General features: G+C 68.8%; 22 protein-coding genes. 13 read left to right on the plus strand and 9 right to left on the minus strand.

The genetic code is table 11. From position 1 onward, the window contains the following. Nucleotides 1–275 precede the first annotated feature (275 nt). The 10 genes from ABNQ40_RS03225 to ABNQ40_RS03270 all read left to right on the plus strand — a co-directional run bounded on the left by ABNQ40_RS03225 (nt 276) and on the right by ABNQ40_RS03270 (nt 12,220). Nucleotides 276–1,598 (plus strand): ArgE/DapE family deacylase, encoded by a 1,323-nt coding sequence (locus ABNQ40_RS03225; protein ID WP_109051005.1) that lies wholly within the window; start codon nt 276–278, stop codon nt 1,596–1,598. Between the two features lie 26 nt (nt 1,599–1,624). Beyond that, on the plus strand, nt 1,625–2,416 hold the full coding sequence (locus ABNQ40_RS03230; protein WP_109051006.1) for a class II aldolase/adducin family protein: 792 nt from the start codon (nt 1,625–1,627) through the stop codon (nt 2,414–2,416). Between the two features lie 82 nt (nt 2,417–2,498). Continuing rightward, on the plus strand, nt 2,499–4,166 hold the full coding sequence (locus tag ABNQ40_RS03235; RefSeq protein ID WP_109051007.1) for an ABC transporter substrate-binding protein: 1,668 nt from the start codon (nt 2,499–2,501) through the stop codon (nt 4,164–4,166). A gap of 255 nt (nt 4,167–4,421) precedes the next feature. Next, a complete protein-coding gene (locus ABNQ40_RS03240) occupies nt 4,422–5,402 on the plus strand; it encodes an ABC transporter permease (protein ID WP_377805445.1) in 981 nt (326 codons plus the stop codon). Next, complete coding sequence (locus ABNQ40_RS03245; protein WP_109048938.1) at nt 5,399–6,241, plus strand: ABC transporter permease; 843 nt, start codon at nt 5,399–5,401, stop codon at nt 6,239–6,241. Before ABNQ40_RS03240 ends, ABNQ40_RS03245 begins: the two co-directional genes overlap by 4 nt. A gap of 49 nt (nt 6,242–6,290) precedes the next feature. Next, nucleotides 6,291–7,937 (plus strand): ABC transporter ATP-binding protein, encoded by a 1,647-nt coding sequence (locus tag ABNQ40_RS03250; RefSeq protein WP_247879683.1) that lies wholly within the window; start codon nt 6,291–6,293, stop codon nt 7,935–7,937. Continuing rightward, nucleotides 7,938–8,930, plus strand: a complete 993-nt coding sequence (locus ABNQ40_RS03255) for a ketopantoate reductase family protein (protein WP_109048936.1) — start codon at nt 7,938–7,940, stop codon at nt 8,928–8,930. It begins immediately after the preceding gene. 50 nt (nt 8,931–8,980) lie between these two features. Further along, nucleotides 8,981–10,222, plus strand: a complete 1,242-nt coding sequence (locus ABNQ40_RS03260) for a Zn-dependent hydrolase (protein ID WP_109048935.1) — start codon at nt 8,981–8,983, stop codon at nt 10,220–10,222. Between the two features lie 28 nt (nt 10,223–10,250). Beyond that, on the plus strand, nt 10,251–11,315 hold the full coding sequence (locus ABNQ40_RS03265) for a histone deacetylase family protein (RefSeq protein WP_109048934.1): 1,065 nt from the start codon (nt 10,251–10,253) through the stop codon (nt 11,313–11,315). Continuing rightward, nucleotides 11,312–12,220, plus strand: coding sequence for a DMT family transporter (locus ABNQ40_RS03270; protein ID WP_109048933.1), 909 nt, complete (start codon nt 11,312–11,314; stop codon nt 12,218–12,220). The genes ABNQ40_RS03265 and ABNQ40_RS03270 overlap by 4 nt, the downstream gene beginning before the upstream one ends. 8 nt (nt 12,221–12,228) lie before the next feature. Here the strand turns inward: ABNQ40_RS03270 and ABNQ40_RS03275 are convergent, their stop codons facing one another. From ABNQ40_RS03275 to madL, 9 genes are read right to left on the minus strand one after another with little or no spacing between them, the layout of a single operon-like run. Then, a complete protein-coding gene (locus ABNQ40_RS03275) occupies nt 12,229–13,146 on the minus strand; it encodes an ACP S-malonyltransferase (RefSeq protein ID WP_109048932.1) in 918 nt (305 codons plus the stop codon). Then, a complete protein-coding gene (gene mdcB / locus ABNQ40_RS03280; RefSeq protein WP_109048931.1) occupies nt 13,143–14,018 on the minus strand; it encodes a triphosphoribosyl-dephospho-CoA synthase MdcB in 876 nt (291 codons plus the stop codon). The genes ABNQ40_RS03275 and mdcB overlap by 4 nt, the downstream gene beginning before the upstream one ends. Continuing rightward, entirely contained in the window at nt 14,015–14,680 is a 666-nt protein-coding gene (mdcG, locus tag ABNQ40_RS03285; RefSeq protein ID WP_109048930.1) for a malonate decarboxylase holo-[acyl-carrier-protein] synthase, read from the minus strand. Before mdcG ends, mdcB begins: the two co-directional genes overlap by 4 nt. Beyond that, the gene (gene mdcE / locus ABNQ40_RS03290) at nt 14,670–15,374 is read right to left on the minus strand and encodes a biotin-independent malonate decarboxylase subunit gamma (RefSeq protein WP_109048929.1); all 705 of its coding nucleotides are present in this window, start codon (nt 15,372–15,374) and stop codon (nt 14,670–14,672) included. The genes mdcG and mdcE overlap by 11 nt, the downstream gene beginning before the upstream one ends. Before the next feature lie 3 nt (nt 15,375–15,377). Next, a complete protein-coding gene (locus tag ABNQ40_RS03295; RefSeq protein WP_109048928.1) occupies nt 15,378–16,265 on the minus strand; it encodes a biotin-independent malonate decarboxylase subunit beta in 888 nt (295 codons plus the stop codon). Continuing rightward, nucleotides 16,262–16,582 carry a malonate decarboxylase acyl carrier protein gene (mdcC, locus tag ABNQ40_RS03300; RefSeq protein ID WP_109048927.1) on the minus strand — a complete coding sequence of 107 codons (321 nt, stop codon included), beginning with the start codon at nt 16,580–16,582 and terminating at the stop codon, nt 16,262–16,264. The genes ABNQ40_RS03295 and mdcC overlap by 4 nt, the downstream gene beginning before the upstream one ends. Nucleotides 16,583–16,592: 10 nt before the next feature. After that, nucleotides 16,593–18,266 (minus strand): malonate decarboxylase subunit alpha, encoded by a 1,674-nt coding sequence (gene mdcA, locus ABNQ40_RS03305; RefSeq protein WP_109048926.1) that lies wholly within the window; start codon nt 18,264–18,266, stop codon nt 16,593–16,595. A gap of 42 nt (nt 18,267–18,308) precedes the next feature. After that, complete coding sequence (madM, locus tag ABNQ40_RS03310) at nt 18,309–19,073, minus strand: malonate transporter subunit MadM (RefSeq protein ID WP_109048925.1); 765 nt, start codon at nt 19,071–19,073, stop codon at nt 18,309–18,311. Nucleotides 19,074–19,084: 11 nt separating this feature from the next. Further along, nucleotides 19,085–19,492 carry a malonate transporter subunit MadL gene (gene madL, locus ABNQ40_RS03315; RefSeq protein WP_109048924.1) on the minus strand — a complete coding sequence of 136 codons (408 nt, stop codon included), beginning with the start codon at nt 19,490–19,492 and terminating at the stop codon, nt 19,085–19,087. 415 nt (nt 19,493–19,907) lie between these two features. Here madL and ABNQ40_RS03320 point away from each other — a divergent pair, with 415 nt between their 5' ends. The 3 genes from ABNQ40_RS03320 to ABNQ40_RS03330 all read left to right on the plus strand — a co-directional run bounded on the left by ABNQ40_RS03320 (nt 19,908) and on the right by ABNQ40_RS03330 (nt 23,603). Then, nucleotides 19,908–20,609, plus strand: coding sequence for a GntR family transcriptional regulator (locus ABNQ40_RS03320; protein ID WP_109048923.1), 702 nt, complete (start codon nt 19,908–19,910; stop codon nt 20,607–20,609). 182 nt (nt 20,610–20,791) lie between these two features. Then, nucleotides 20,792–22,471 (plus strand): diguanylate cyclase domain-containing protein, encoded by a 1,680-nt coding sequence (locus tag ABNQ40_RS03325; RefSeq protein ID WP_109048922.1) that lies wholly within the window; start codon nt 20,792–20,794, stop codon nt 22,469–22,471. Nucleotides 22,472–22,721: 250 nt separating this feature from the next. Then, on the plus strand, nt 22,722–23,603 hold the full coding sequence (locus ABNQ40_RS03330) for a formate/nitrite transporter family protein (protein ID WP_109048921.1): 882 nt from the start codon (nt 22,722–22,724) through the stop codon (nt 23,601–23,603). Nucleotides 23,604–23,614: the final 11 nt, after the last annotated feature.

Raw genomic sequence — 23,614 nt, forward strand, 5'->3', positions numbered from 1 at the left:
GCCCAAATTCTACGCACATGAGTGCGTTGTGAGCAACTGCGGCATAAATCAGATTCATGGGCGAAATGAAAAATGCTTATTTGCCTGATCGATTGGATGCCTTCCTAATCGACACATGGCGGCCTTCAAACATCGCCATGCCGGACACCGCATAATGCACCGTTATGGTGGCCATATCCATTTGGGATGGGCCGCAACGCAACAGCTTCGTCTTTTTCCACCCGCCCGTGCATCCCTGCCGCAGTAGCGAAATGGATTCGGGCAAAGGATTTAGAATGACACGAGATACGGCAGACCGTCTCGACCATGTGTTGCCGGACCCCGGCCTGCGCGCCGCGATCCTGGACGCCGCCGATGCGGCGCAGGGCGATTGCGTGTCGCACCTGTCCGACCTCGTCCGCCAGCCGTCGCTGCTGGGGGACGAGTCCGGGGCTCAGGCGCTGATGGCCGACCGCTTCGCCGCACTGGGTCTGGAGGTCGACCGTTTCGACATCGACGAGCAGGCGATTTCCCGCATGCCGGGCTTCTCGCCGCCGGTTCTCCCCGGCGCCTACGCCGGCCGCGAGAATGTCGTCGGCGTCCACAGGCCGCGTGAGGCGAAAGGCCGCTCGCTGATCCTGAACGGCCATATCGACGTGGTGCCGACCGGCCCGGCGGAGCTGTGGACCACCCCGCCCTTCGAGCCGCGGATCGCCGACGGACGGCTCTATGGCCGCGGGGCCGGCGACATGAAGGCCGGCATCGCCGCCTACACCGCTGCCTTCTCAGCATTGCGCACGCTGGGCTACCAGCCGGCCGCCCCGGTCTATCTTCAGTCCGTGATCGAGGAGGAATGCACCGGCAACGGCGCTCTCGCCTGCCTGCATCGCGGCTATCGCGCCGACGCAGCCGTGATCCCGGAGCCGTTCAACCATTCCATCTCCATCGCCCAGGTCGGCGTGATGTGGGTGCGGCTGGTGCTGACCGGCACGCCGGCCCATGTGCTGGACACCTCGGCCGGGGTGAACGCCATCGAGGCGGCCTATGCGCTGGCGGCGCATCTGAAGGCGCTGGAGGTGCGGTGGAACGAGCCGGCCTGCCGCCACCCCGCCTTCTGCGGCCATGCCCATCCCGTCAACATCAATCTCGGCCGGATCGAGGGCGGTGAGTGGCCGTCGTCAGTCCCGACGCGCTGCGCGCTCGACCTCCGGCTCGGCTTCTTCCCCGGGCAGGAGCCGGAGGCGGTCCGCGCCGAGGTGACCCGGTCGGTGGAGCAGGCGCGCTCCACCGACCCGGCCCTGTCCGGCGTCGGCATCGAGCTGCAGTGGAACGGCTTCCAGGCCGCCGGCTGCGAGATCGACCCGGCGCACCCGCTGGTGACCCTGCTGGCCGACAGCCATCGCGCCGTGCGCGGCGGCGATCCGGAGCTGGTGGCGCTGACCTGCACCACCGACGCCCGCTTCTTCCAGCTCTATGGCGACACGCCCGCCACCTGCTACGGGCCGGAGGCGACGCGCATCCACGGCATCGACGAATCGGTGTCGCTGGACAGCCTGCGCGACGTGACCCGCGTGCTGGCGCTGTTCATCGCCGGCTGGTGCGGCCTGGAATCCATCTGACCCCTTAGCCTGACGAGACCCGCCCGATGATCGCCGCCACCCTGAAAGCAAACGCCGCCCACGCTCCCCGCGCCAGCGGCACCTATTCCGACGTGGAGTGGAAGGCCCGCACCGATCTGGCCGCCGCCTACAAGCTGTTCGACCGGCTGGGCATGACCGACCTGATCTACACCCACATGTCGGCCCGCATCCCGGACACGCCGGACCATTTCCTGATCAACCCCTATGGCCTGATGTTCCACGAGGTGACGCCCGACAACCTCGTGAAGGTCGACATCGACGGCAATCTGGTCGACGGGCGCGACGGCGACGCCATCAATCCGGCCGGCTTCACCATCCACAGCGCGGTGCATCACGCCCGCCCGGACGTCGGCGCGGTCATCCACCTGCACACCGACGCCGGCATGGCGGTCAGCGCCCAGGCCGACGGGCTGCTGCCGATCACCCAGCATTCGCTGCGCTGGTACAACCGCATCGCCTACCACACCTACGAAGGCATCGCGCTGGATCTGGCGGAACGGGAACGGCTGGTCGCCGATTTGGGCAACCATCACAGCATGATCCTGCGCAACCACGGCCTGCTGACCGTCGGCCAGGACGTCGCCGAGGCGGCGGTGCTGATGTACTACCTGGAGCAGGCCTGCAAGCAGCAGATCATGGCGATGGCCGGCGGCCGTCCGCTGGTCTATCCGTCGCCGGAGGTCTGCGAGCACACCGCCCAGCAGTATGAGCGCGCCTATCCCCGCGCCGGCGTCCTGGAATGGGACTCGCTGCTGCGCTGGCTGGACGGCACCACCGGCCCCACGGGTCCGCGCTGATCCACCCGCCTTTTTCAAAAGAAGAACGAAGACGACAGGGTCGCATCCCACAACGACACCATCTGGAGACGAGGACACCCGCATGACACGACGCCTTTCCGGTATCCCCGCCAGCATCCAGCGCGGCTTCCGCCGCAACGTCCACCGCGCCGCCGCCGCCGGCCTGCTGGCCGCGGCACTCGCTATCCCCGGCACGGCCGCCCTGATCGCCGCCCCGGCCATGGCCCAAGGGACGGCGCAGGAGACGCCGGTCCGCGGCGGTGTCCTCAACTCCATCGTCCAGCCGGAACCGCCGACCCTGATGCTGGGCCTGAACCAGCAGGGGCCGACCCAGACCGTCGCCGGCAAGATCTATCAGGGCCTGCTGACCTACGACCGCAAGCTGACCCCAATGCCGTCGCTGGCCGAGAGCTGGACGGTGTCGCCGGACGGCCTGACCTACACCTTCAAGCTGTACCAGAACGTCAAGTGGCACGACGGGAAGCCGTTCAGCGCCAACGACGTGGTGTTCTCCACCTCCAAGTTTCTGATGGAGGTGCACCCGCGCGCCCGCGCCGCGTTCAGCCGCTGCGAGTCGATCAAGGCGCTGGACGACCACACCGTCGAGTTCAAGTTGAAGGAGCCGTTCCCGGCCTTCATCCAGGCTTTCGAGGTGTCGTCGGCCCCCATCGTGCCGGCCCACATCTATGAGGGCAGCGATTTCCGCACCAACCCGGCCAACAACACCCCCATCGGCACCGGCCCGTTCAAGCTGAAGGAATGGGTGAAGGGCAGCTACATCCAGCTCGTCCGCAACGAGGATTATTACAAGAAGGACCTGCCCTATCTCGACGGCATCACCTTCCGCGTGATCCCGGACGCCGCCAGCCGCTCGCTGGCGCTGGAAAGCGGTCAGGTGCAGCAGACCCAATACAGCGACCTGGAGCCCTTCGAGGTTCCGCGCATGAAGACGCTGCCGAACGTGACCCTGACCACCGCCGGCTACGAGTTCGTGGCGCCGATGGCGTGGCTGGAGATCAACCACCGCGTCAAGCCGCTGGACGACAAGCGCTTCCGCAAGGCCATCGCCTACGCCATCGACCGCAAGTTCATCCGCGACAAGATCTGGTTCGGCCTCGGCCGCGTGCCGACCGGCCCGATCAACTCGGTGGTCAAGTTCTACGACCCCAAGGTCACGACCTACGAGCCCAACCTCGACAAGGCCAAGGCCCTGCTCGACGAGATGGGTCTGAAGCCCGACGGCAAGGGCGTGCGCGCCACCGTCAAGCTGATGCCGATGCCCTATGGCGAGACCTGGACCCGCCTGGGCGAGTATCTGAAGCAGGCGCTGGGCAAGGTCGGCGTTTCCGTGGTTCTGGAAAGCACCGACGCCGCCGGCTGGGCGCAGCGCGTCGCCAACTGGGATTACGAGATCACCACCAACTTCCTCTACCAGTACGGCGACCCGGCGCTGGGCGTCGCCCGCACCTACATCTCGTCGAACATCCGCAAGGGCGTGCTGTTCACCAACACCATGGGCTATTCCAACCCGAAGGTTGACGAGCTGTTCGACCAGGCCTCGCGCGAGAACGACCCGGCCAAGCGCCAGGAGCAGTACAGCGAGGTCCAGCGCATCCTGTCCGACGATCTGCCGGTGGTGTGGCTGCTGGAGATGGAATTCCCGACCTTCCTCGACAAGCGCGTGAAGAACGCCAACACGACGGCCATCGGTGTCAACGACACCTATGAAAGCGTCTGGCTGGCGAAGTGAGTTGATTTCCCCCGCTATCCCCTCTCCCCCGCTCACGCGCAAACTTCGTTTGCGCTGACGCGACAGGCGGACCTCCGGTCCGCCGAAAGCGGGGAGAGGGTTAGGGTAAGGGGGACGCGCTGCAGGCCCTCCCCGAGAATCCACGCTATGCATCCCCCTCACCCCGACCCTCTCCCCGGGGGGAGAGGGGGAATCGGCACTCACGTGTGAGCGGAGGAGAGGCCAGAGCGCGGCAATTGAAATAGGACCAAGCCCATGCTGGGATTCGCCCAACTCTTCGCGAGCCGCCTCGTCAAGGCCGCCGCGATCCTGATCGCCATCGTGGTGATGAACTTCTTCCTCGTCCATGCCGCCCCCGGCGACCCGGCCATGGTGATGGCGGGCGAGGCGGGGGCCGCCGACGAAAAGTTCGTGACGCAGCTGCGCGAGCAGTTCGGGCTCGACCGGCCGCTCTACGAACAGCTCGGCACCTACATCGGCAAGGTCGTGCAGGGCGATCTCGGTTTCTCCTACCGCCAGCAGCGGCCCGTCTGGGACATTCTGGCGGAACGGCTGCCGGCCACCCTGGTGCTGACACTGACCGCCTTCATCCTGGCGCTCGCCGCCGGCGTGGCGCTCGGCACGCTGGCGGCGGTCACCGTCGGCACCTGGGCCGACAGCGCCATCACCGTCGTGGCACTCCTCGCCTACGCCACGCCGATCTACTGGATCGGGCTGATGCTGAGCCTCCTGTTCTCCATCCAGCTCGGCTGGCTGCCGGCCTTCGGCTACGAGACCATCGGCGCCGGCTACACCGGACTGGCGCATGTGGCGGACGTGGCGGTCCACCTGATCCTGCCGGTCATCACGCTGGCGCTGTTCTACATGGCAGGCTATGCGCGCCTGACCCGCGCCTCGATGCTGGAGGTGCGCAGCCTCGACTTCGTCAAGACGGCGAAGGCCAAGGGGCTGACGCAGGGCCGCATCGTCACCCGCCACGTCCTGCGCAACGCCATCCTGCCGGTCATCACCGTGGCGGGCATCCAGGCCGGACAGCTGGTCGGCGGCTCCATCCTGATCGAGACGGTGTTCGCCTGGCCCGGCATCGGCCGGCTGGCCTTCGAGGCGGTGCTTCAGCGCGACTATCAGGTGCTGCTGGGCATCTTCCTGGTCACGTCGATCATGGTGATCCTCTTCAACATCCTGACCGACATCCTCTACGGCCTCGTCGATCCGCGCATCCAGGTGTCGCAATGATGAACTCCGATTTCTGGCGGGCCTTCGCCCGCAACAAGGGCGCGGTCCTGGGGCTGGCGATCCTGATCGCCATCGTCGTGCTGGCCGCCTTCGCCTCCGTCCTGTTCCCCGGCGACCCGTGGGAAATGGCGACGGCACCTTTCCAACCGCCGCTGTCCGAAGACGCCCTGCTGGGCTCCGACATGCTGGGCCGCGACATCGCCTCGGGCATCGCCCACGGGGCCCGGGTGTCGCTGCTGATCGGCCTGACCTCCACCGCCGCGGCGCTCGCCATCGGCGTCACGCTGGGGGCGCTGGCCGGCTTCCATGGCGGCAAGGTGGACGACGCCATCATGCGCTTCACCGAGCTGTTCCAGACCATCCCCAACTTCGTGCTGGCCGTGGTGCTGGTCGCCATCTTCACCCCCAGCCTGACCACCATCGTGCTCGCCATCGCCATCGTCAGCTGGCCGCCGCTGGCCCGTCTGGCCCGCGCCGAATTCCTCAGCCTGCGCTCACGCGAATTCGTCCAGGCCGCCATCACCACCGGCCAGAGCAACAGCACCATCATCCTGCGCCAGATCCTGCCGAACAGCCTGTCGCCGATCATCGTGTCGGCCTCGCTGATGGTGGCGACCGCCATCCTGCTGGAAAGCTCGCTCAGCTTCCTCGGCCTCGGCGATCCCAACGCGATGAGCTGGGGCTACATGATCGGTGCCGCCCGCACGGTGATCCGGCAGGCCTGGTGGATGAGCGTCTTCCCCGGCCTTGCCATCGTGCTGACCGTGCTGGCGCTGAACCTCGTCGGCGAGGGGCTGAACGACGCCCTGAACCCGAAGCTCGCCCGGTCGCGGGGGTGATCCGATGAGCCAATTCGACCTTTTGCGCACTCCCGTGGAGACCGCCGCCATGAACACCCCCCTGCTGGATGTGCGCGGCCTCAGCATCGCGCTGCCGCCGGGCGCCGACCGCCCGCTGGCGGTGGACAACCTGACCTTCACCCTGAACCCCGACGAGATCCTCTGCGTGGTCGGCGAGTCCGGCTCCGGCAAGTCGATGACCGCGCACGCCATGATGGGCCTGCTGCCCGCCCCCCATGTCCGGGTATCCGGCGGCAGCCTGCTGTTCAAGGGCAAGGACGTGCTGGCCATGCCGGAGGCGGAGCAGCGCAGCCTTCGCGGCGGCCGCATCGCCATGGTGTTTCAGGAGCCGATGACGGCGCTGAACCCGCTGATGCGGGTCGGCCGCCAGATCGGCGAGAGCCTGCGTGAACACACCGACCTGCCCGCCCCCGCCCGCCGCGCCCGCGTGGTGGAATTGCTGGCCCAGGTCGGGCTGCCCAACCCGGCCGAACTGGCCGAGGCCTATCCCTTCCGCCTGTCGGGCGGCCAGCGCCAGCGCGTGATGATCGCCACGGCGCTGGCCTGCCAGCCCGACATCCTGATCGCCGACGAGCCGACCACCGCGCTGGACGTCACCACCCAGAAGCAGATCCTCGACCTGATCCGCTCGATCCAGGCCGAGCGCCACATGGGCATGATGTTCATCACCCACGACTTCGGCGTGGTGGCGGAGATCGCCCACCGGGTGGCGGTGATGCGCCACGGCAAGCTGGTGGAATATGGCGCGGCGTCGGACGTTCTGAACCGGCCGCAGCATCCCTATACCCGGCAGCTGATCGCCTCGGTCCCGCACTACATCGAGCATCGCGACGACCATGCCAAGACCGGCGCACCGCTGCTGGTCGCCGACAAGGTGCGCAAGGTGTTCAACGTCGGCGGCGGGCTGTTCAAGAAGTCCAAGCAGGTGGTGGCCGGCGACGACCTGTCGCTGACCATCCATCCCGGCGAGACCGTCGGTCTGGTCGGAGAATCCGGATCGGGCAAATCGACGCTCGGCCGCTCCATCGTCGGGCTGATCAAGCCGGATTCGGGCCGCATCCTGTTCGAGGGCACCGACCTGCTGGCGCTCGACCGCAAGGGCTTCCGGCCCTACCGCCGGGCAGTGCAGATGGTGTTCCAGGACCCCTACGCCTCGCTGAACCCGCGCCACCGCGTCGGCGACATCGTCGCCCAGGGTCCGGTGGCCTTCGGCGAGGACCACAACAGGGCGTTGGCGCGCGCGCGGGAGTTGCTGGCGATGGTCGGGCTCGACGGCTCGGCCGCCGACCGCTTCCCGCACGAGTTCTCCGGCGGCCAGCGCCAGCGCATCGGCATCGCCCGCGCCCTCGCCATGGAGCCGAAGCTGCTGGTGGCGGACGAGCCGGTTTCGGCGCTCGACGTGTCGGTGCAGGGACAGGTGCTGGACCTGCTGGACGACATCCGCAGGCGGCTGAACCTCGCCATGCTGTTCATCACCCACGATCTGCGGGTGGCAGCCCAGGTCTGCGACACCATCGCGGTGATGCGCCGCGGCAGGATCGTGGAGATGGGCACCGCGCGCGACGTGTTCACCCATCCGCGCGACGCCTACACCCGCAGCCTGCTCGACGCCATTCCCGGCAAGTCCTGGCACATCCCGGATGATCTCCAGCAAGCCCCTGCAGGAGCGCACTGAATGAAGGTCGCCATCATCGGGGCCGGCGCGGTCGGCGGTCTGCTGGCCGCCCGTCTGGGCGCCACAGACGCCGAGGTGACGCTGGTCGCCCGGCCGAACGCCGCGTCCGCCATCCGCCGCAACGGCCTGACCATGGTGACGCCGCTGAACCGCGTCGCCCGGCTCACCCCCCGCGTCACCGACGACAGCCTATCGCTGGGGCCGCAGGATCTGGTGTTCCTCTGCGTCAAGGCCCATGCGTTGCGCGGCACCATCGACACGCTGACGCCGCTGCTGGGGCCGGAGACCGCCATCGTGCCGATGGTCAACGGCATCCCCTGGTGGTATCCGCATCGCCAGCCGGACCCTTTGGCCGACCGGCCGCTCGCCAGCGTCGATCCCGACGGGCTGCTATGGCGCACCATCGACCCCGACCGGGTGGTGGGAGCGACCAGCTTCGTCGCGGTGGAGGGTGACGGTCCCTGCCGCATCCGCCATGTCAGCGACCAGCGCTTCGTGTTCGGCGATGCCGGCGGCGATCTTGGGGGCCGCGACAATCCGGCAGTCGACCGCATCGTGACGCTGTTCGGACAGGCGGGGTTCCAGCCGGCGAAGACCGCCGACATCCGGCAGGCGATCTGGGTGAAGCTGTGGGGCAACCTCGCCTTCAACCCCCTGAGCGTGCTGACCGGGTCGACGCTGGGCCGGCTGTGCAACGACCCCGGCACGCGGGAAACCGGCCGCGCCATGATGCTGGAGGCCAAGGCGGTCGCGGAAAAGCTGGGCGTGGTCTTCACCACCAGCGTGGACGAACGCATCGCCATGGCCGCCGGTGTCGGCGACTTCAAGACCTCGATGCTCCAGGACTATGAGGCCGGCAGGCGGCTGGAGCTAGACGCGATCCTGGGCTCGGTGATCGAGCTGGCGGAGCGTTGCGGCGTGGACGTGCCGATGCTGCGCGCCGTGCTGGCGATGGTCGACCTACGGGCACGGGAGCGGCGCGAAGCGGCCTGACCGCTTCCCGCTCCTCCTGCCTTCAACGAAAAATTCTGCGTGGAGTTTCCATGTCCCTCCCCTCCAATCTGCCCATCGACGGCCAGCGCCTGTGGGACAGCCTTGCCGAGATGGCGAAGATCGGCGCCACCGCGAAGGGCGGCAGCTGCCGCCTCGCCTTGTCGGACGAGGACAAGGCCGGCCGCGACCTGTTCGTCTCCTGGTGCGAGGCCGCCGGCTGCACCGTGACGGTCGATCGCATCGGCAACATCTTCGCCCGCCGCAAGGGCCGCGACGACAGCTTGGCCCCGGTGGTGATGGGCAGCCATCTCGACACCCAGCCGACCGGCGGGCGCTTCGACGGCGTGTTCGGCGTTCTGGCGGCGCTGGAGGTGGTGCGCTCGCTGAACGACCGCGGGGTGGACACCCTGCACCCGGTCGAGGTCGCGGTGTGGACCAACGAGGAAGGCTCGCGCTTCTCGCCGCCGATGATGGGATCGGGCGTCGTTACCGGCGTCTTCACACTCGACGAGATCCTCGACAAGGTGGCGCAGGACGGCGCGCGGCTGGGCGACGAGCTGGTCCGCACCGGCTATGCCGGCGACGCCCCGGTCGATCATCCGATGCACGCCTATCTGGAGGCCCACATCGAACAGGGGCCGGTGCTGGAGGTCGAGGGCAAGGAGATCGGCGTCGTCACCGGCGCGCAGGGCCAGCGCTGGTACGAGGTGACGGTGACGGGTGTCGAGGCCCATGCCGGCCCGACGCCGATGCGCCTGCGCCGCGACGCGCTGGTCACAGCATCGGCGATGGTGCAGGCGGTGCAGCGGGTCGGGCTGGAGACCGCGGGCGATCCTTGCGCCACCGTCGGCATCCTCGACGTCCACCCGCATTCGCGCAACGTCATCCCCGGCCGCGTCTTCTTCACCGTCGATCTGCGCCACCCGAATGCCGACACGCTGGCCGACATGGACCGCCGCTTCCGTGCCGCCGTCGCGGCGATTGCCGAGCAGAACGGGGTGGGTGCCGAGATCGCCGATTTCTGGCACTTCCCGCCGACGCCCTTCGCCAAGCCGCTGGTCGACCGGGTGCGCGAGGCGGCCGCCGGCTTCGGATTCAGCCACCGCGACATCGTGTCGGGCGCCGGCCACGACGCGGTCTATGTGGCTGGCAAGGTGCCGACGGCGATGATCTTCATCCCCTGCGAGGACGGCATCAGCCACAACGAGATTGAGAACATCTCCCCCGCCGACGGTGCCCGCGGCGCCGCCGTGCTGTTCGAAACGCTGGTCGCCACGGCTGGAAAGCCCTGAGCCTGTCCGTTCTCCGGAGAGTCCCCCGATGAAGTTCGTCCATCACCCCGACGCCGCCCTGCACCGTCCCGCCACCTACTTCAACAAGGGCCTGCTGCGCGCCCTGCCGGAGAAGCCGGAACGGGTCGGCGCGCTGGCCTCGCTGATCGAGAAGCGCGGCGAGACGCTGATCCTGCCCGACGATTACGGCTCCGCTCCCCGCGCCGCCGTGCACACCCCCGCCTATCTCGCCTTCCTGGAGACGGCGCATGCGCGCTGGGTGACGGCTGGCGACATGGGCGACGTAGTGCTGCCCAACGTCCACCGGATGCAGGCGGCCCCCAACTACCCGACCGGCATCGTCGGTCAGGCCGGCTGGCACATGTTCGACACCGCCTGCCCCATCGGTGAGGGCACCTGGGCCGCCACCTGCGCCGCCTCCAACGCTGCCATCCACGCGGCGAAGCTGGTCGCCACCGGTGCCGACAGCGCAGCCTATGCCCTGTGCCGGCCGCCGGGGCACCATGCCACCCGCGATATGGCCGGAGGCTTCTGTTACCTGAACCATGTCGCAGTCGCCGCGGAATCGGTGCTGCCGCTGCTGCGCGCCCAGGGGCGGCCGGCGCGGGTGGCGATCATCGATGTCGACGTCCATCACGGCAACGGCACGCAGGACATCTTCTACGAGCGCGACGACGTGTTCTTCGTCTCGGTCCATGGCGACCCGGCCGAGTTCTATCCGCACATGGCCGGCTATGCGCAGGAACGCGGCATCGGCCGCGGCGAGGGCTACAACCTGAACCTGCCGCTGCCCATCGGCAGCGACGAGGCGACGGTGCTGGCGACCATCGGCAAGGGCCTGGACGCGATCCGGCGGTTCGCGCCGGAGATGCTGTTCGTCTCGCTGGGCTTCGACACCTTCATCAACGACCCGCTGGCCGCCTTCGGCGTCACCACGCCGGGCTTCGCCCGCATGGGCGCGCTGCTCGCCGCCGCCGGCCTGCCGACGGTTCTGGTGCAGGAGGGCGGTTACGCCATCGACGATTTGTCGGCCAACCTGTCGAGCTTCCTCGATGGGTTTGAAGGCAAGACCGGGGCCATGACGGGCGCATGACCGCAATCGCCGCCAGCGGCGCCGGCCGCGATCCCGTCAAATACCTGCTGATCGCCGTCATCAGCCTGTTCTGGGGCCTGAACTGGCCGGCGGTGAAGACGATCCTGACGCAGATGCCGATCTTCAGTCTGCGCGCCATCGGCTTCACCGCCGGGGCGGTGCTGCTGCTGGGCGCGGCGCGGCTGGCCGGGCACCGGCTGCGGGTGGAGCGGGCGGAATGGCCGGCGCTGGTGGCGGCGGGGCTGTGCAACGTGCTGGTCTTCAACCTGTGCACGGCGCTGGGCCAGAGCCTGATGGCGACCTCGCAGGCGGCCATCGTCGCCTTCACCATGCCGGTGTGGGCGACGCTGCTGGCGATCCCGCTGCTGGGCGAACGGCCGGGGCCGCGCCAGATCGTCGGGCTGGCCTGCGGACTCTCAGGTCTGCTGGTGCTGCTGGGGCCGGAGGCGCTGTCGGCGCCGCCTTCCGCGCTGGCGGGTCCGGCGGTGATGCTGGTGTCGGCGGTGGCCTGGGCGCTCGGCACCATCGTGATGAAGCGGCGGGTCTGGCGCACCCACCCGATGGTCATCACCGGCTGGCAATATGTGCTCTGCGCCCTGCCGATGATCGGGCTGGCGGCAACGGAGGTGCGGCCCACGCTGGCCGAGCTTCACCCGGCGGTGTGGGCCGGCTTCGCCTGGCACATCGTCTGCTCGATCTGCGTGGCGCAGGCGCTGTGGTACGTCACCGTCCGCCGCCTGACGGTGGGGGAGGCGGCGGTCAGCACCCTGCTGATCCCGGTCGTCGGGGTCGGCGGCGCGGTGCTGCTGCTGGGCGACCCGGTGACGCCGCGGCTGGCGGCGGCGCTGGTGCTGATCCTCGCCGCGGTCGCCTGCGTGCTGGGGCCGAAGCCGGCCGCGCGCTGACGGTCCACTCAACCGAGTTGCCGGCCCACCCAGGCGGCGGCAGCGGACAGGCTGCGGAAATCGGATACGGAGCGGACGGGCAGGTCCGGATGCCGCTCGGCGGCCATCCGCGCCAGCGCGTTGCCTGGGCCGGTTTCCAGCAGGACCGTGCAGCCCATCTCGACCAGCCCGTCCAGGCAGGCGGCCCAGGCGACCGTCTCCGTCATCTGCCGGGTCAGCGCCGCGACCGCCCGCTCGCGCGTGTGGACCGGAGTGCCGTCGATGCCGGCCAACACCGGCAGCGGCGGCGATTGCAGGCCGCTCGCCGCAAGGATTGGGGAAAACTCCGCTGCCGCGGGCGCCATCAGGCGGGTGTGCGAGGCGACGGTGACGGGCAGGGGCGTAACCGCAGCGCCCAGCGCCAGCACCGCCTGCGCCACCAAGACCAGCACCGTCCTGCGCCCGCCAATCACGAACCGGTCCGCGCCATTCTCGATGGCGATGTCGGCACCGCAGTCGCGGCAGACCGCTTCGAGCCGGGACTGGTCGAGACCGCGCACAGCCAGCAGCCCGCCCGGCTCCGGATCGGCGCGGTCCATCGCTTCCGCCCGCCGAATCGCCAGCCTTATCAGCTCATCCACGTCGAGCGCACCGGCGACCCGATAGGCCGACAGTTCCCCCAGGCTGTAGCCGGCCACCGCCCGCACAGGCGGCAGAAGCGGATGCAGCGCCACCCAGGTCGCCGCCTGGACGGCACAGAGCAGCGGCTGGGCGACGGCGTTGCGCTGCATCTCGGCCTCAGGCCCGGCGACGAGGGCGCGCGGATCCTTGCCCATGATTGCGGTGGCCCGATCCAGAACCGCCTGCGCCGCCGGTTCCCACCGCAGCAGATCCAGCATGCCCGGCCCCTGCCCGCCCTGGCCGGCGCAGAGAATGCCCAGGCTCATGCCCGGCCCTCGCGTAGGGCGTGGACGAAATGCGCGGCCGCCAGCATGTCGGCGCTGCCGCCGGGGGACAGGCGGCGGGCAATACAGGCGCGGTGCAGAGCCAGCGCCTCGGCCCGCCAGTCGGCCCGGAACACCCCGCCACGGTCGAGGAAGCGACTTGCCTCGCCCTGGACGAAGGCCAGCCCGGCGGGACCGCCGCGATGCAGCAGGTTGGTGTCCTCCAACTCCGCCATCAGCGTGAACAGGGTGTGCACCAACGCCCGCTCCGGATCGGCACCGTCCGCCAGCGCACGGTCCAGGGCCGGCACCGCCACGGTGAACAGGGTGGGAAACCCTTCCGCCGCCTCCTGCCGGGCGCCACGGACTCCGTAACGCTGAACCGCAAGCCCGCCATGGCTGACGGAGGCCTGCGGCGTTGCGCCCAGGATGTCGGCACCCCACAGGTCGGCGACGGTTCCGCCCAGCGCCGCGCCGCGAAGCGTCCGGCCGCGCCGCATCCGCCAACCCGCCGCCGCGGCGAGAAAGCCGATGCCGAACACCGCGCCGCGGTGGGTGTTGATGCCGCCGGTGGCCGCCAGCATCCGGCGTTCGGCGGCGATGCCGAGATCGCGCAGAGTGGCGAAGCCGGCTCCCTCGGCACCGGCAGCAGCGATGGAGCGGAAATAGCCACGCAGGGCGAACAGGCTGCGCAGGAAGGTGCCCATGTCCATGTCGTCATGGCTGCCGCTGTCGAGCGGGCTGACCAGCCCCGGCTTCGGATGCAGCGCCAGTTCGGCATAGAGCGCGCGCACCGCCGTCCGCCCGATCATCGCGGCGAGCGGACACGCATTGTGGGACGAAACCGGGGTGGGTGCGACATTGCTGCGGATCATGCGGCCTCCTCCCGGTCGAACAGCGCCAGCACGGATGCAAGGTCGCGCAAGCCCACCTCCGCCGCCGCCTTCACCAGCAGGCTGGCCGGCCGGCCGGCCAGTTCCCGCCACGCGACCGCAGCACCGTCCGGTAGCAGGATCTCCCCGTCCAGGCGCGGGTTGCCGTCCCCCACCTCCGCCACGAGATCCAGCAGCCGGTCCAATTGCCAGCGGTCGCGCGGGGCGAACAGCAGGTCGACGTCGGACTCCGGTCGGACATAAGGCAGGCCGGTGCGCTGCTGCCAAGCCAGCGAGCCATAGACCGCGGCAGCCGCCCCCAACTCCTGCGCCCGCCGCGCCAGATCCGTCAGCATCGGGCGCCAAACCGCCGGTGCGGCGTCCACCGCCTCGGCCAACGGCAGCGGCGGCAACCGGCCGATCACGGCCTCCACCGTCACATGCAGGCCGATCCGCCGCTTGTCCGGCGTAGCGAGCCCAAGCCGCAACTCCCCCGCCCCATCCTCCGACCGGCGGCGCGCGATCACCAGCGGCCGGCCGGCGGCGCACCAATCTGCAACCTCCGCCCGCTCGGCCGGAACCAGGGGAGAGCGCAGGCGGTCCGCCCAGCCCTCCCCCAGCCGGACCCAGCCGTGGCGCGGCCAATGGAGGAGTTCAGGCTGCATCGTGCCGCACCCGGTCGGCCACCTTGCGGGCAAGCTGCCGCCCGCCGCGCTCCTCGCCCAGCGCCCGGCGTGAGTCGCCGTCGGTGGGGGCCGCCAGCGCCTCGGCAAGGCAGGCGGCGAGATCGCCCTGCCACAGGGCGGCGATGGCGCCCATGCGGCGGTAATTCTCCACGCCGGGAGCAAAGACCGGAGACGACGCGCTCAGCTCCGTCAGCCGCTCCAGCGGAATTTTGGTGACGCGGGCCATCGCCGGCAGGTTCATCACCCGGATCTCGGCGTCCGGCAGGGCATAGCAGCGGTCGGCCAGCAGGCTGGTGGCGAGGAAGCCGCCGCTGACCGCCTGCCCATAGACCAGACCGAGCACCCGGTGCCCGTTGCGCTGGGCGAGGTCGATGCATTTTGCCAGATGCGCCATGTAGCCGTTGATGCCCAGCAGCTCGTCGCGATGGCTCAACCGCTGGCCCTGGGTGTCGACCAGCAGCAGGATCGGCCGGCCGGGGTGGCGGCGCACCACCTCCAGCACCGCGCCGGCCATGCGGAAGGCCAGCTCGATGCCGATGGGCGTGTTGTCGACGGTGCCGATCACCGCGACCTCGGTGCCGAAGACCCGGCCGGTGCCGTCGAAATAGACGCCGTCCGCGGCGATGTCGTGCCCGTCCGGGAACAGCCGGTCCAGAAGAGTGGTCACGTCCATGGCTCAGGCCCTCCGGTCGCGGACGGTTGCGAGGAAGCTGGCGGTGTCGAGGATCGGCAGCTTCTCCGGCTCCTCCACCCCCAGCTTTTCCCAGATGTCGAGCGCATCGCGGCAGCCGCCGAAACGCTCCAGCCGGCTGCCCAACACGGCATGCTCCGCCTCCAGGGCGGCCAGCGACAGGCCGGGGCCACGGTCCGACAGTTGGTCGAGCAAGGCGAGAGCCGCAGCGCGGAAGGCGGCAACGTCGTCCTCGACCAGGGTCGCCGCCTCGCCCAGCAGGTAGCGGTGCTTGCCGCCGACGGTGCGCCAGACCAGCGCGCGGTCGCGGCTGTCGAACTCCTCCACCCCCATGGTGGTCTCGATCACCTCGGGGCCGGACAGGCCGAGCCGTCCCTCTTCGCTCATCACCACCGCGTCGCACAGGCGGGACACGATGCCCATGCCACCGAAGCAACCGAAGGTGCCGCCGTCCAGCACGATCACCGGGATGCCGGCGGCCCGCACGGCCAGCACGGCCCGCATCACCTCCGACACCGCGATCAGCCCGGCATTGGCCTCGTGCAGCCTGACGCCACCGGACTCCACCAGCAGCAGGACGCCGTCGGGACGGGTGTCGAGCGCGCGTTCCAAGAGGCCGGTCAGCTTGGCGCCATGCACCTCGCCGACCGCCCCGCCCATGAAGCCGCCTTCCTGGGCGGCGACCAGCACGCGGCGGCCTGCCAGACGGCCTTCACCGACGACGATGCCGTCGTCGAAGGCGGCCGGCGTGTCGAGCTGGCGCAGATGCGGGCTGACCATGCGCTCGGTCGGCGGCAGGATTTCGATGAGGCTGCCGGGGTCGAGCAGCCCGTCCAGCCTGCCGCGGGCACTGTCCTCGTAATAGCTGCTCATGGTTGCGACCCTCCGGCGAAGGCGTCCAAGGCCTGGTCGAGCCGCAGGCTGACCACGGCCGGCGTGGCGCCGACATCGTTGATGGAAATGCGGACATCGGCCAGCGGATGGCGGGCGAACACGTCGTCCAGCACGGCCTGCCATGTCGTGCCGAAGCCGACCGCCGCGGTCTGGATCTCGACCCGGCAGAGGCCGCCGAGCGGCGCCGGTTCCACCAGCACCTCCAGATTGCCGGAGCCGACGACGCCCACCAGGACGGACGGCGGCGGGGACGCCACGGGACGGCCGCCGCGATATTCGAAGCTCAGGATTTCCATGGGATAAGGCTCACCAGTTGCGGAAGCGCTTGGGCGGGTCGTACAGGCCGCCCGATGCACGCACGAGGTCCTTGACCGACCGCGCGGCCAGCAGGTCGCGGGTCGCCATCCGCTTGTCGATGCCCAGGTCCTCCGGCCGGCGGATGACGCCGCGGTCGCGGAGGTTCTCCACCATGCCCCGGTCGCGCCCGCGCCCCACGGGCGTGTAGCCGGCGACGCCGCGGATCGCCTGCTCCCGTTCCTCCGCCGTCCGGCAGAGCAGCAGGTTGGCGATGCCCTCCTCCGTCAGGATGTGGGTCACGTCGTCGCCGTAGATCATCACCGGCGGCAGTTCCATGCCGGCGCTCTCCGCCAGTTCCCAGGCGTCGAGCCGCTCGACGAAGGCCGGCTGCATATGCTCGCGGAAGGTTTCCACCATCTGGACGACCAGCTTCTGGCCGCGCGGCATCTGCCCGCTGTCGCCGCGCGCCTCCCGCCCGGCCTTGAGCCATGCCGGGCTGGCATGGCGCCGTCCGCGGGCATCCGCCCCCATGTTGGGCGCGCCGCCGAAGCCGGCGATCCGCCCCAGCGTGGCAGTGGAGCTGTTGCCGGCGAGGTCGATCTGCAGGGTCGAGCCGATGAACAGGTCGCAGGCGTAATGGCCGGCGGCCTGCGACAGAGCCCGGTTGGACCGCATGTTGCCGTCGGCGCCGGTGAAGAACACGTCCGGCCGCGCGCGGATATAGGCCTCCATCCCCAGCTCCGAGCCGAAGGAATGGACGCTCTCGACGAAGCCGGCCTCGATGGCGGGGATCAGCGCCGGGTGCGGGTTCAGCGCCCAGTGCCGGCAGATCTTCCCCTTCAGCCCCAGCGACTCCGCGTAGGTCGGCAGCAGAAGCTCGATGGCTGCGGTGTCGAAGCCGATGCCGTGGTTCAGCCGCTGGATGCCGTATTCGGCATAGATGCCCTTGATGGCCATCATCGCCATCAGCACCTGAATTTCCGAGATCTGGGCCGGATCGCGGGTGAACAGCGGTTCGATGTAGTGCGGCGTCGGGCTCTGGATGACGAAATCGACCCAGCCGCCGGGGATGTCGACGCGCGGCACGCTGTCGACCAGCTCGTTCACCTGGGCGATGACGATGCCGCGCTTGAAGGCGGTCGCCTCGACGATGACCGGCGTGTCCTCGGTGTTGGGGCCGGTGTAGAGGTTGCCGGCGGCATCGGCCGCCTGGGCGGCGACGAGGCTGACCCGTGGCGTCAGGTCGACGAAATAGCGGCCGAACAGCTCCAGATAGGTGTGGATGGCGCCGACCGAAATCCGCCCGTCCGCCACCATGCGCGCCAGCCGCGCCCCCTGCGGGCCGGAGAAGGAGAAGTCCAGCTTCGCGGCGATGCCGCGTTCGAAGACGTCCAGATGCTCCGGCAGGGCCAGTACCGACTGCACCATGTGCAGGCCGTTCACCCGGGCCGGATCGACCGAGGCGAGGGTGCGGGCCAGGAAATCGGCCTGCTTCTGGTTGTTGCCCTCCAGGCAGACGCGGTCGCCCGGTTCCAGCACCGCTTCCAGCAGGGCGCGGGCGTCGGCGGTGGCGACGCGCTTGCCCCCGGTCAAAGATGGTACAAGGCTGGCGGCGCGGGCCAGCCGGGCGTCGCGGTTGCGCCCCTGCAGGTTCCAGTCGCGCATGGTGTCAGCTTCCTTCATCGCTGTGCTCGAAACGGGCGGGTTGGAATTGGGAGTTCGAAATCAGCCGGCAATCGCCTTGATCGCCAGGAAGAGGACGGACGGCCCCATCAGGCAGCCCAGGCCGGTGTGGAAGGTGGCGACCAGGGCGCCGTAGGGCACCAGCCGCCGGTCGGTCGCCGCCAGCCCGGCGCTGACGCCGCTGACGGTGCCGGCCAGCCCGCCGAACACCATCGCGGCCTGCGGGTTGTCCAGCCGCATGAAGCCGGCCAGGACGGGGGTGAAGACCATGACCAGGATCGCCTTGACCACTCCGGTTGCGATGCTGAGCGCCATGACGTCGGAACTGGCGCCGATGGCGGCACCGGTCACCGGGCCGACGATGTAGGTGATGGCCCCGGCACCGATGGTGGTCAGCGCCACCGGGTCGGTGTAGCCGAAGGCCATGGCGACGGCGACGCCGACGATGAAGGGCAGCACGGTGCCGAGGAACAGGCCGATGAAGCCGAGCCAGCCGGCTTTCCGCGCCTCGTCGATCTGCACCTCGCTGGCGGTCGCGACGATGCAGAAGTCGCGCATCATGGCGCCGCCCATCAGGGCCAGCCCGCCGAACATGGTCAGGTCGGCCATACCCTTGGTTTTGCCGGTGACCAGCCCGCCCCAATAGGCGAGCGCAAGCCCGGCCAGCACGGCGATAGCGGAGCCGTGAACCCGGCCGCCCGTCAGATGACGGGCCAGCAGGTTCGAGACCCAGACGATGATCCCGACGACGGCGAAGGCGGCGACCAGCTGGTTCTCCGCGATCTCATGCATGAATTTGTCGAGCATGCCGGGCCCCCTTATTCGAGTTCGGCGGCGGGCGCGCCGGCCTGCCAGGCGGCTGCGGCACCGGTCCGGCGGATCGCGCGGTTGATCACGGAGATGACACAGGCGCAGAGTGCGACCGAGCCGAAAGCGGCCAGCAGGGCGATGGGACCGCCCTTGACGGCGACGATGACGTTCTGGGTGGCGGCCATGGCGACCACCACGGGGATGTACATCATCGCCCAGAAGGTGACGCCCTTCTCGGTTTCCGGCCGCATCAGCCCGCGCTTGCGCATGTGGTACTGGGCGGCCATCAGCAGCATCATGGCGATGCCGACGCCACCGACATTGGCCTTGACCCCGATCAGCGCCCCCAGGATATCGCCGAGCAGCACGCCCAGCAGATAGCAGCCCGCCAGCAGTGCGGTGCCGAAGATCACCATGGCGCGCCCTCCATCCCGGCGGAGACCGCACCGGCTGTTGGCATGGCAATTGGAATGAAAGTTCCGTGTCGTCCCATCATGTGCGTTTCCCCATTTCGTCGTTTCATGCGGCCCGGCTGCCCAATCGCGGGGCAGAGAACCGGACATGCCGTCCGGAGATGGCCGGGCACGAAGTCACGACGGCGGCCGATGGTTTGCCCAAAGGGAATGCACACCATTCATGTATGCGAAACCCCAGGATAATGGGCTTCAGGTATTTTTTTGTCGGCCACCGCTACTGTGGTGCATACATATCATGGACGATCAGGCTGACAAACATAATTTTGACCGCCGAGACGCTTTTTGTATACTCGTCTGCGGATGAGCTCGCGTCTGCGCATACGCAGACCGGAAACAACAGGCGGTTATGTACGCAATGGATGCCATTCTGCCGGACGGCCAGTCGGAACGCGACATCGCGGAGGACGGCAAAAGCCTTCTGTCCGACGTCATCCGGCTGGCGCTGGCCGACGAGATCGCCACCGGGCGGCTGAAGCCGGGCACCCCGCTCGACGAACAGCAGATCGGCCTGCGGTTCGGCGCCTCGCGAACCCCGGTGCGCGAGGCGCTGCGCCAGCTTGCCACCACCGGCATGGTGGAGGTCCGGCCGCGCCGCGGCGTGGTCGTCGCCACCATGACGGCCGAGCGCATCATGGACATGTTCGAGATGACGGCGGAGATGGAGGCGATGTGCGTCCGCCTTGCCACCTACCGCATCACTCCGGTCGAGCGCAGCCGGCTGCAGACCATGCATGAATCGGCGGCGGCGATGGTGCGGGGCGGCGATCTCGACGCCTATGACGACTTCAACCGCCGCTTCCACGAGGCGATCTACCACGCCACCCACAACCAGTTCATGGCCGAACAGGCGGTCGGCGTCCGTGCCCGCCTCGCCGCCTTCCGCCGCACCCAGCTTCGCCATGGCGACCGGCTGGCGACCTCCCATGCCGAACATGGAACCATCCTGGCCGCCATGGCGCGCGGCGACGGGGACGAGGCGGCCCGCTGCATGCGCGCCCATATGCTCAACGCCAGCTGCGCGCTGACCCGCTATATCCAGGAACTGGATTTGCCCTGACCGGCCTTCCGAGCGGATCGGCGGAAACCTTCCGCCTTCAGGCGCAGTCGAATATTACAGGCGCCCCGGTGCGCTGCCGCTATGCAGTCGCCATCCGGGCTGGCCTGCAACAGTGCATTCGCATGAATTTAACGTTTACGCCCGTATGCTGTTGACGATTTCCACCTTGGGCTTCCTTTGCCATGGGCGCCGCAGCCTGCACCAACCACCTGTTGGATCGTCATTGGTCTACGAATGATCTGTCGGCCTTTTGCCTGATCTCCGATCCGGTCTGGGTCATCGATCTGCAGACGGGCGATGCCTTGTGGGCCAATCAGGCGGCTTGCGACCTTTGGGGTGTCCGGTCGGTCCGGGAGTTGGCCGCTGTCGGCGGCTTGCCCGACACGGTCCGGCAGCACCTGTCCGATTATGCCCGGCGCCTGTCGGACGGCGGGCGGATCGGCGAGCGCTGGACGGTCGGCACCAGGGGAGACGACCGGGGAAAGGACGGGGGTGCCGACGAAACCGTCCTGGCCTGCGACTGTTCGGGGCTCCGCCTGACGGACGGGCGTCTGGCGATGCTCGTCCATGCAAGACCGCTCGCGGGGATGGAGCCGACGCCTGCGCCTAAGCTGCACCTGTCGCGGATGGTCGAGAATCTGCCGATGGCCGCCGCCTATGTCGAGGGCGAGCGGATTTTCGTCAACCGCGCGGCGGAACGGCTGATCGGCTTCCGGCAGGACGAGTTGCCGACGATGGAGGCATGGTTCAAGTCGGCCTACCCCGGCCATGACCGGGAAATTCGTCAACGCTACGATGCCGCGCGGCAGGCGGAGGCCTCGGTGCTGACCGAATTGCAGGTCACCCGCAAGGACGGCGTCCGGCGCTGGATCCGTTTCTTCGCCTATCTCACCCATGGCGGAGAGGTGTGGCTGATGGAAGACGTGACCGACCAGCGCACCACACTGGAGGCATTGCATCAGGAACGTGCCGTCCTGCAAAGTTTGATCGACTCGATGCCCGACATCGTCTTCTTCAAGGATCGCGACGGCGTCTTCCTGAACTACAACCGTGCCTTCCTCGATTATGTCGGCTGGCACCTCAATTCGAATCGCCGCCTGCGCGACATCGACATGGTCGATGGCGACGTGGCGGAGCGTCGCCGGCAGACCGACCTGCGTGCCATGCGGGAGGGGATGACCCGCGGCGAGGAGTGGTTCGTCTATCCCGACGGCCGGCGCCGGCTGATGGAAACGCTCAAGACCGCCTGCCGCGACCCGCGGGGCAACATCCTGGGCGTCGTCGGCATCTCCCGCGACATCACCGACCGGCGGGAGATGGAGGAGATGCTTCGCCGCAGCGAAGCGGAAAAGGACCATCTCGCCAACCATGATCCGCTGACCGGCCTGCCCAACCGCCGGTTGTTCTTCGCCCGCACGGACTTGGCGCTCGCCCACGCCCAGCGCATCGGCCAGCCGCTTGCCCTGCTGTTCATCGACCTCGACGGCTTCAAGCCGGTGAACGACCGGCTGGGTCACGATGCCGGCGATCAGGTGCTGCGGGTGACGGCGGAACGTCTGACGGCATGCCTGCGCGCTTCCGACCTCGTGGCGCGCATCGGCGGGGACGAGTTCACCGTGCTGCTGGAAGGCCCCGGGTCGCTCCGCGATGTGGAGCACGTCGCCGGCAAGCTGATCCAGGCGGTGTCGGCGGAGATCGAACTCGGCCGCAACACCCTGACGGTGGGCGCCAGCGTCGGCATCGCGCTGTATCCGCGGGATGCGGACAACGCCCAGGATCTGCTGAAGGCCGCCGACGGCGCGCTCTACCGGGCCAAGCATGCCGGCCGGGGCCGATTCATCGTCTGTGAGCACCCTCGCTGAGCAGTCGGCAGGGCCATGATGTAGCAACACTACAGAGACGCATGTGACGCGGGAGCCGCTGCCCTCGTCCTTTGAATTCCTTGTTTTTCTGTGACCTCCTTCGCAATTCCCGACCCTCCCCTGCGACCGAATTGCTCAGGCGACGCGCTTGCCAGCCTCCTCCCGACAGGAGTATGTAGTAAAGCTACATGGCGGGCGCAAAACCCGCCGACGGGCCTGCACCGATGCGCGGCAGCGAGGACATCGACCGATGAATATGGACAGCAAGGATGTGGGAGGCTGGAGCCAGCCCACCCCGCAAACTCTCGACGCACTGATGCCCGACGCCATCGCGCTCGCCGCCGAGAATCTCGGCGTCAAGAAGGCACATTACGATACTCCCACCCTGTTCGCCCTGGCGGTTCTCGCCGGCGCCTTCATCGCCATGGGCGGCCTGTTCGCCACCGTCACCATGTCGGGCGCCGAGGGCATGCTGCCTTACGGTGTGACCCGGCTGCTGGGCGGCCTGGTCTTTTCCATGGGGCTGATCCTGGTGATCGTCGGCGGCGCGCAGCTGTTCACCGGCGACGCGCTGATGGTGATGGCCTGGGCCAGCGGCAGGCTGCATGCCCGCGAGATGATGCGGGTGTGGACCACGGTGTGGATCGGCAATTTCGTCGGTGCCGCCGGCACCGCCCTGCTGGTCTTCCTGTCCGGACAATACACCTTCGGCCATGGCGCGGTCGGCGCCTCTGCGCTGTATTTTGCGGTGGCGAAGAGTTCGCTGCCGACGACCCAGGCCTTCTTCCTCGGTATCCTCTGCAACGTGCTGGTCTGCCTCGCCGTCTGGCTGGCGCTGGGCGCGCGCAGCGTCGGCGACAAGATCCTGGCGATCACCTTCCCGGTCGCCGCCTTCGTCGCCGCCGGCTTCGAGCACTGCGTCGCCAACATGTATTTCGTCCCGCTCGGCCTGCTGATCGAATGGGGCGCGCCGGACAGCTTCTGGCACGACCTCGGCCGCGCCGCGCCGTCCATCCCGGTCGGCCATTATCTGGTCAACCTCGCCGCGGTCACGCTCGGCAACTGGATCGGCGGAGCGGTGATGGTGGGTGCCGTCTACTGGTTCATCTACCGGCGTCCCAAGCTGCGCTGAGCGCGGGCCCT

The organism is Azospirillum sp. A23 (assembly GCF_042938965.1).
Classification (GTDB): domain Bacteria; phylum Pseudomonadota; class Alphaproteobacteria; order Azospirillales; family Azospirillaceae; genus Azospirillum; species Azospirillum melinis.

What these genes read in the sequence shown, in the direction of transcription:
- ABNQ40_RS03225 (WP_109051005.1), top strand. Translation starts at nt 276, where the DNA reads ATGACACGAGATACGGCAGACCGTCTCGACCATGTGTTGCCGGACCCC.
- ABNQ40_RS03230 (WP_109051006.1), top strand. Translation starts at nt 1,625, where the DNA reads ATGATCGCCGCCACCCTGAAAGCAAACGCCGCCCACGCTCCCCGCGCC.
- ABNQ40_RS03235 (WP_109051007.1), top strand. Translation starts at nt 2,499, where the DNA reads ATGACACGACGCCTTTCCGGTATCCCCGCCAGCATCCAGCGCGGCTTC.
- ABNQ40_RS03240 (WP_377805445.1), top strand. Translation starts at nt 4,422, where the DNA reads ATGCTGGGATTCGCCCAACTCTTCGCGAGCCGCCTCGTCAAGGCCGCC.
- ABNQ40_RS03245 (WP_109048938.1), top strand. Translation starts at nt 5,399, where the DNA reads ATGATGAACTCCGATTTCTGGCGGGCCTTCGCCCGCAACAAGGGCGCG.
- ABNQ40_RS03250 (WP_247879683.1), top strand. Translation starts at nt 6,291, where the DNA reads ATGAACACCCCCCTGCTGGATGTGCGCGGCCTCAGCATCGCGCTGCCG.
- ABNQ40_RS03255 (WP_109048936.1), top strand. Translation starts at nt 7,938, where the DNA reads ATGAAGGTCGCCATCATCGGGGCCGGCGCGGTCGGCGGTCTGCTGGCC.
- ABNQ40_RS03260 (WP_109048935.1), top strand. Translation starts at nt 8,981, where the DNA reads ATGTCCCTCCCCTCCAATCTGCCCATCGACGGCCAGCGCCTGTGGGAC.
- ABNQ40_RS03265 (WP_109048934.1), top strand. Translation starts at nt 10,251, where the DNA reads ATGAAGTTCGTCCATCACCCCGACGCCGCCCTGCACCGTCCCGCCACC.
- ABNQ40_RS03270 (WP_109048933.1), top strand. Translation starts at nt 11,312, where the DNA reads ATGACCGCAATCGCCGCCAGCGGCGCCGGCCGCGATCCCGTCAAATAC.
- ABNQ40_RS03275 (WP_109048932.1), bottom strand. Translation starts at nt 13,146, where the DNA reads ATGAGCCTGGGCATTCTCTGCGCCGGCCAGGGCGGGCAGGGGCCGGGC.
- mdcB (WP_109048931.1), bottom strand. Translation starts at nt 14,018, where the DNA reads ATGATCCGCAGCAATGTCGCACCCACCCCGGTTTCGTCCCACAATGCG.
- mdcG (WP_109048930.1), bottom strand. Translation starts at nt 14,680, where the DNA reads ATGCAGCCTGAACTCCTCCATTGGCCGCGCCACGGCTGGGTCCGGCTG.
- mdcE (WP_109048929.1), bottom strand. Translation starts at nt 15,374, where the DNA reads ATGGACGTGACCACTCTTCTGGACCGGCTGTTCCCGGACGGGCACGAC.
- ABNQ40_RS03295 (WP_109048928.1), bottom strand. Translation starts at nt 16,265, where the DNA reads ATGAGCAGCTATTACGAGGACAGTGCCCGCGGCAGGCTGGACGGGCTG.
- mdcC (WP_109048927.1), bottom strand. Translation starts at nt 16,582, where the DNA reads ATGGAAATCCTGAGCTTCGAATATCGCGGCGGCCGTCCCGTGGCGTCC.
- mdcA (WP_109048926.1), bottom strand. Translation starts at nt 18,266, where the DNA reads ATGAAGGAAGCTGACACCATGCGCGACTGGAACCTGCAGGGGCGCAAC.
- madM (WP_109048925.1), bottom strand. Translation starts at nt 19,073, where the DNA reads ATGCTCGACAAATTCATGCATGAGATCGCGGAGAACCAGCTGGTCGCC.
- madL (WP_109048924.1), bottom strand. Translation starts at nt 19,492, where the DNA reads ATGGTGATCTTCGGCACCGCACTGCTGGCGGGCTGCTATCTGCTGGGC.
- ABNQ40_RS03320 (WP_109048923.1), top strand. Translation starts at nt 19,908, where the DNA reads ATGGATGCCATTCTGCCGGACGGCCAGTCGGAACGCGACATCGCGGAG.
- ABNQ40_RS03325 (WP_109048922.1), top strand. Translation starts at nt 20,792, where the DNA reads ATGGGCGCCGCAGCCTGCACCAACCACCTGTTGGATCGTCATTGGTCT.
- ABNQ40_RS03330 (WP_109048921.1), top strand. Translation starts at nt 22,722, where the DNA reads ATGAATATGGACAGCAAGGATGTGGGAGGCTGGAGCCAGCCCACCCCG.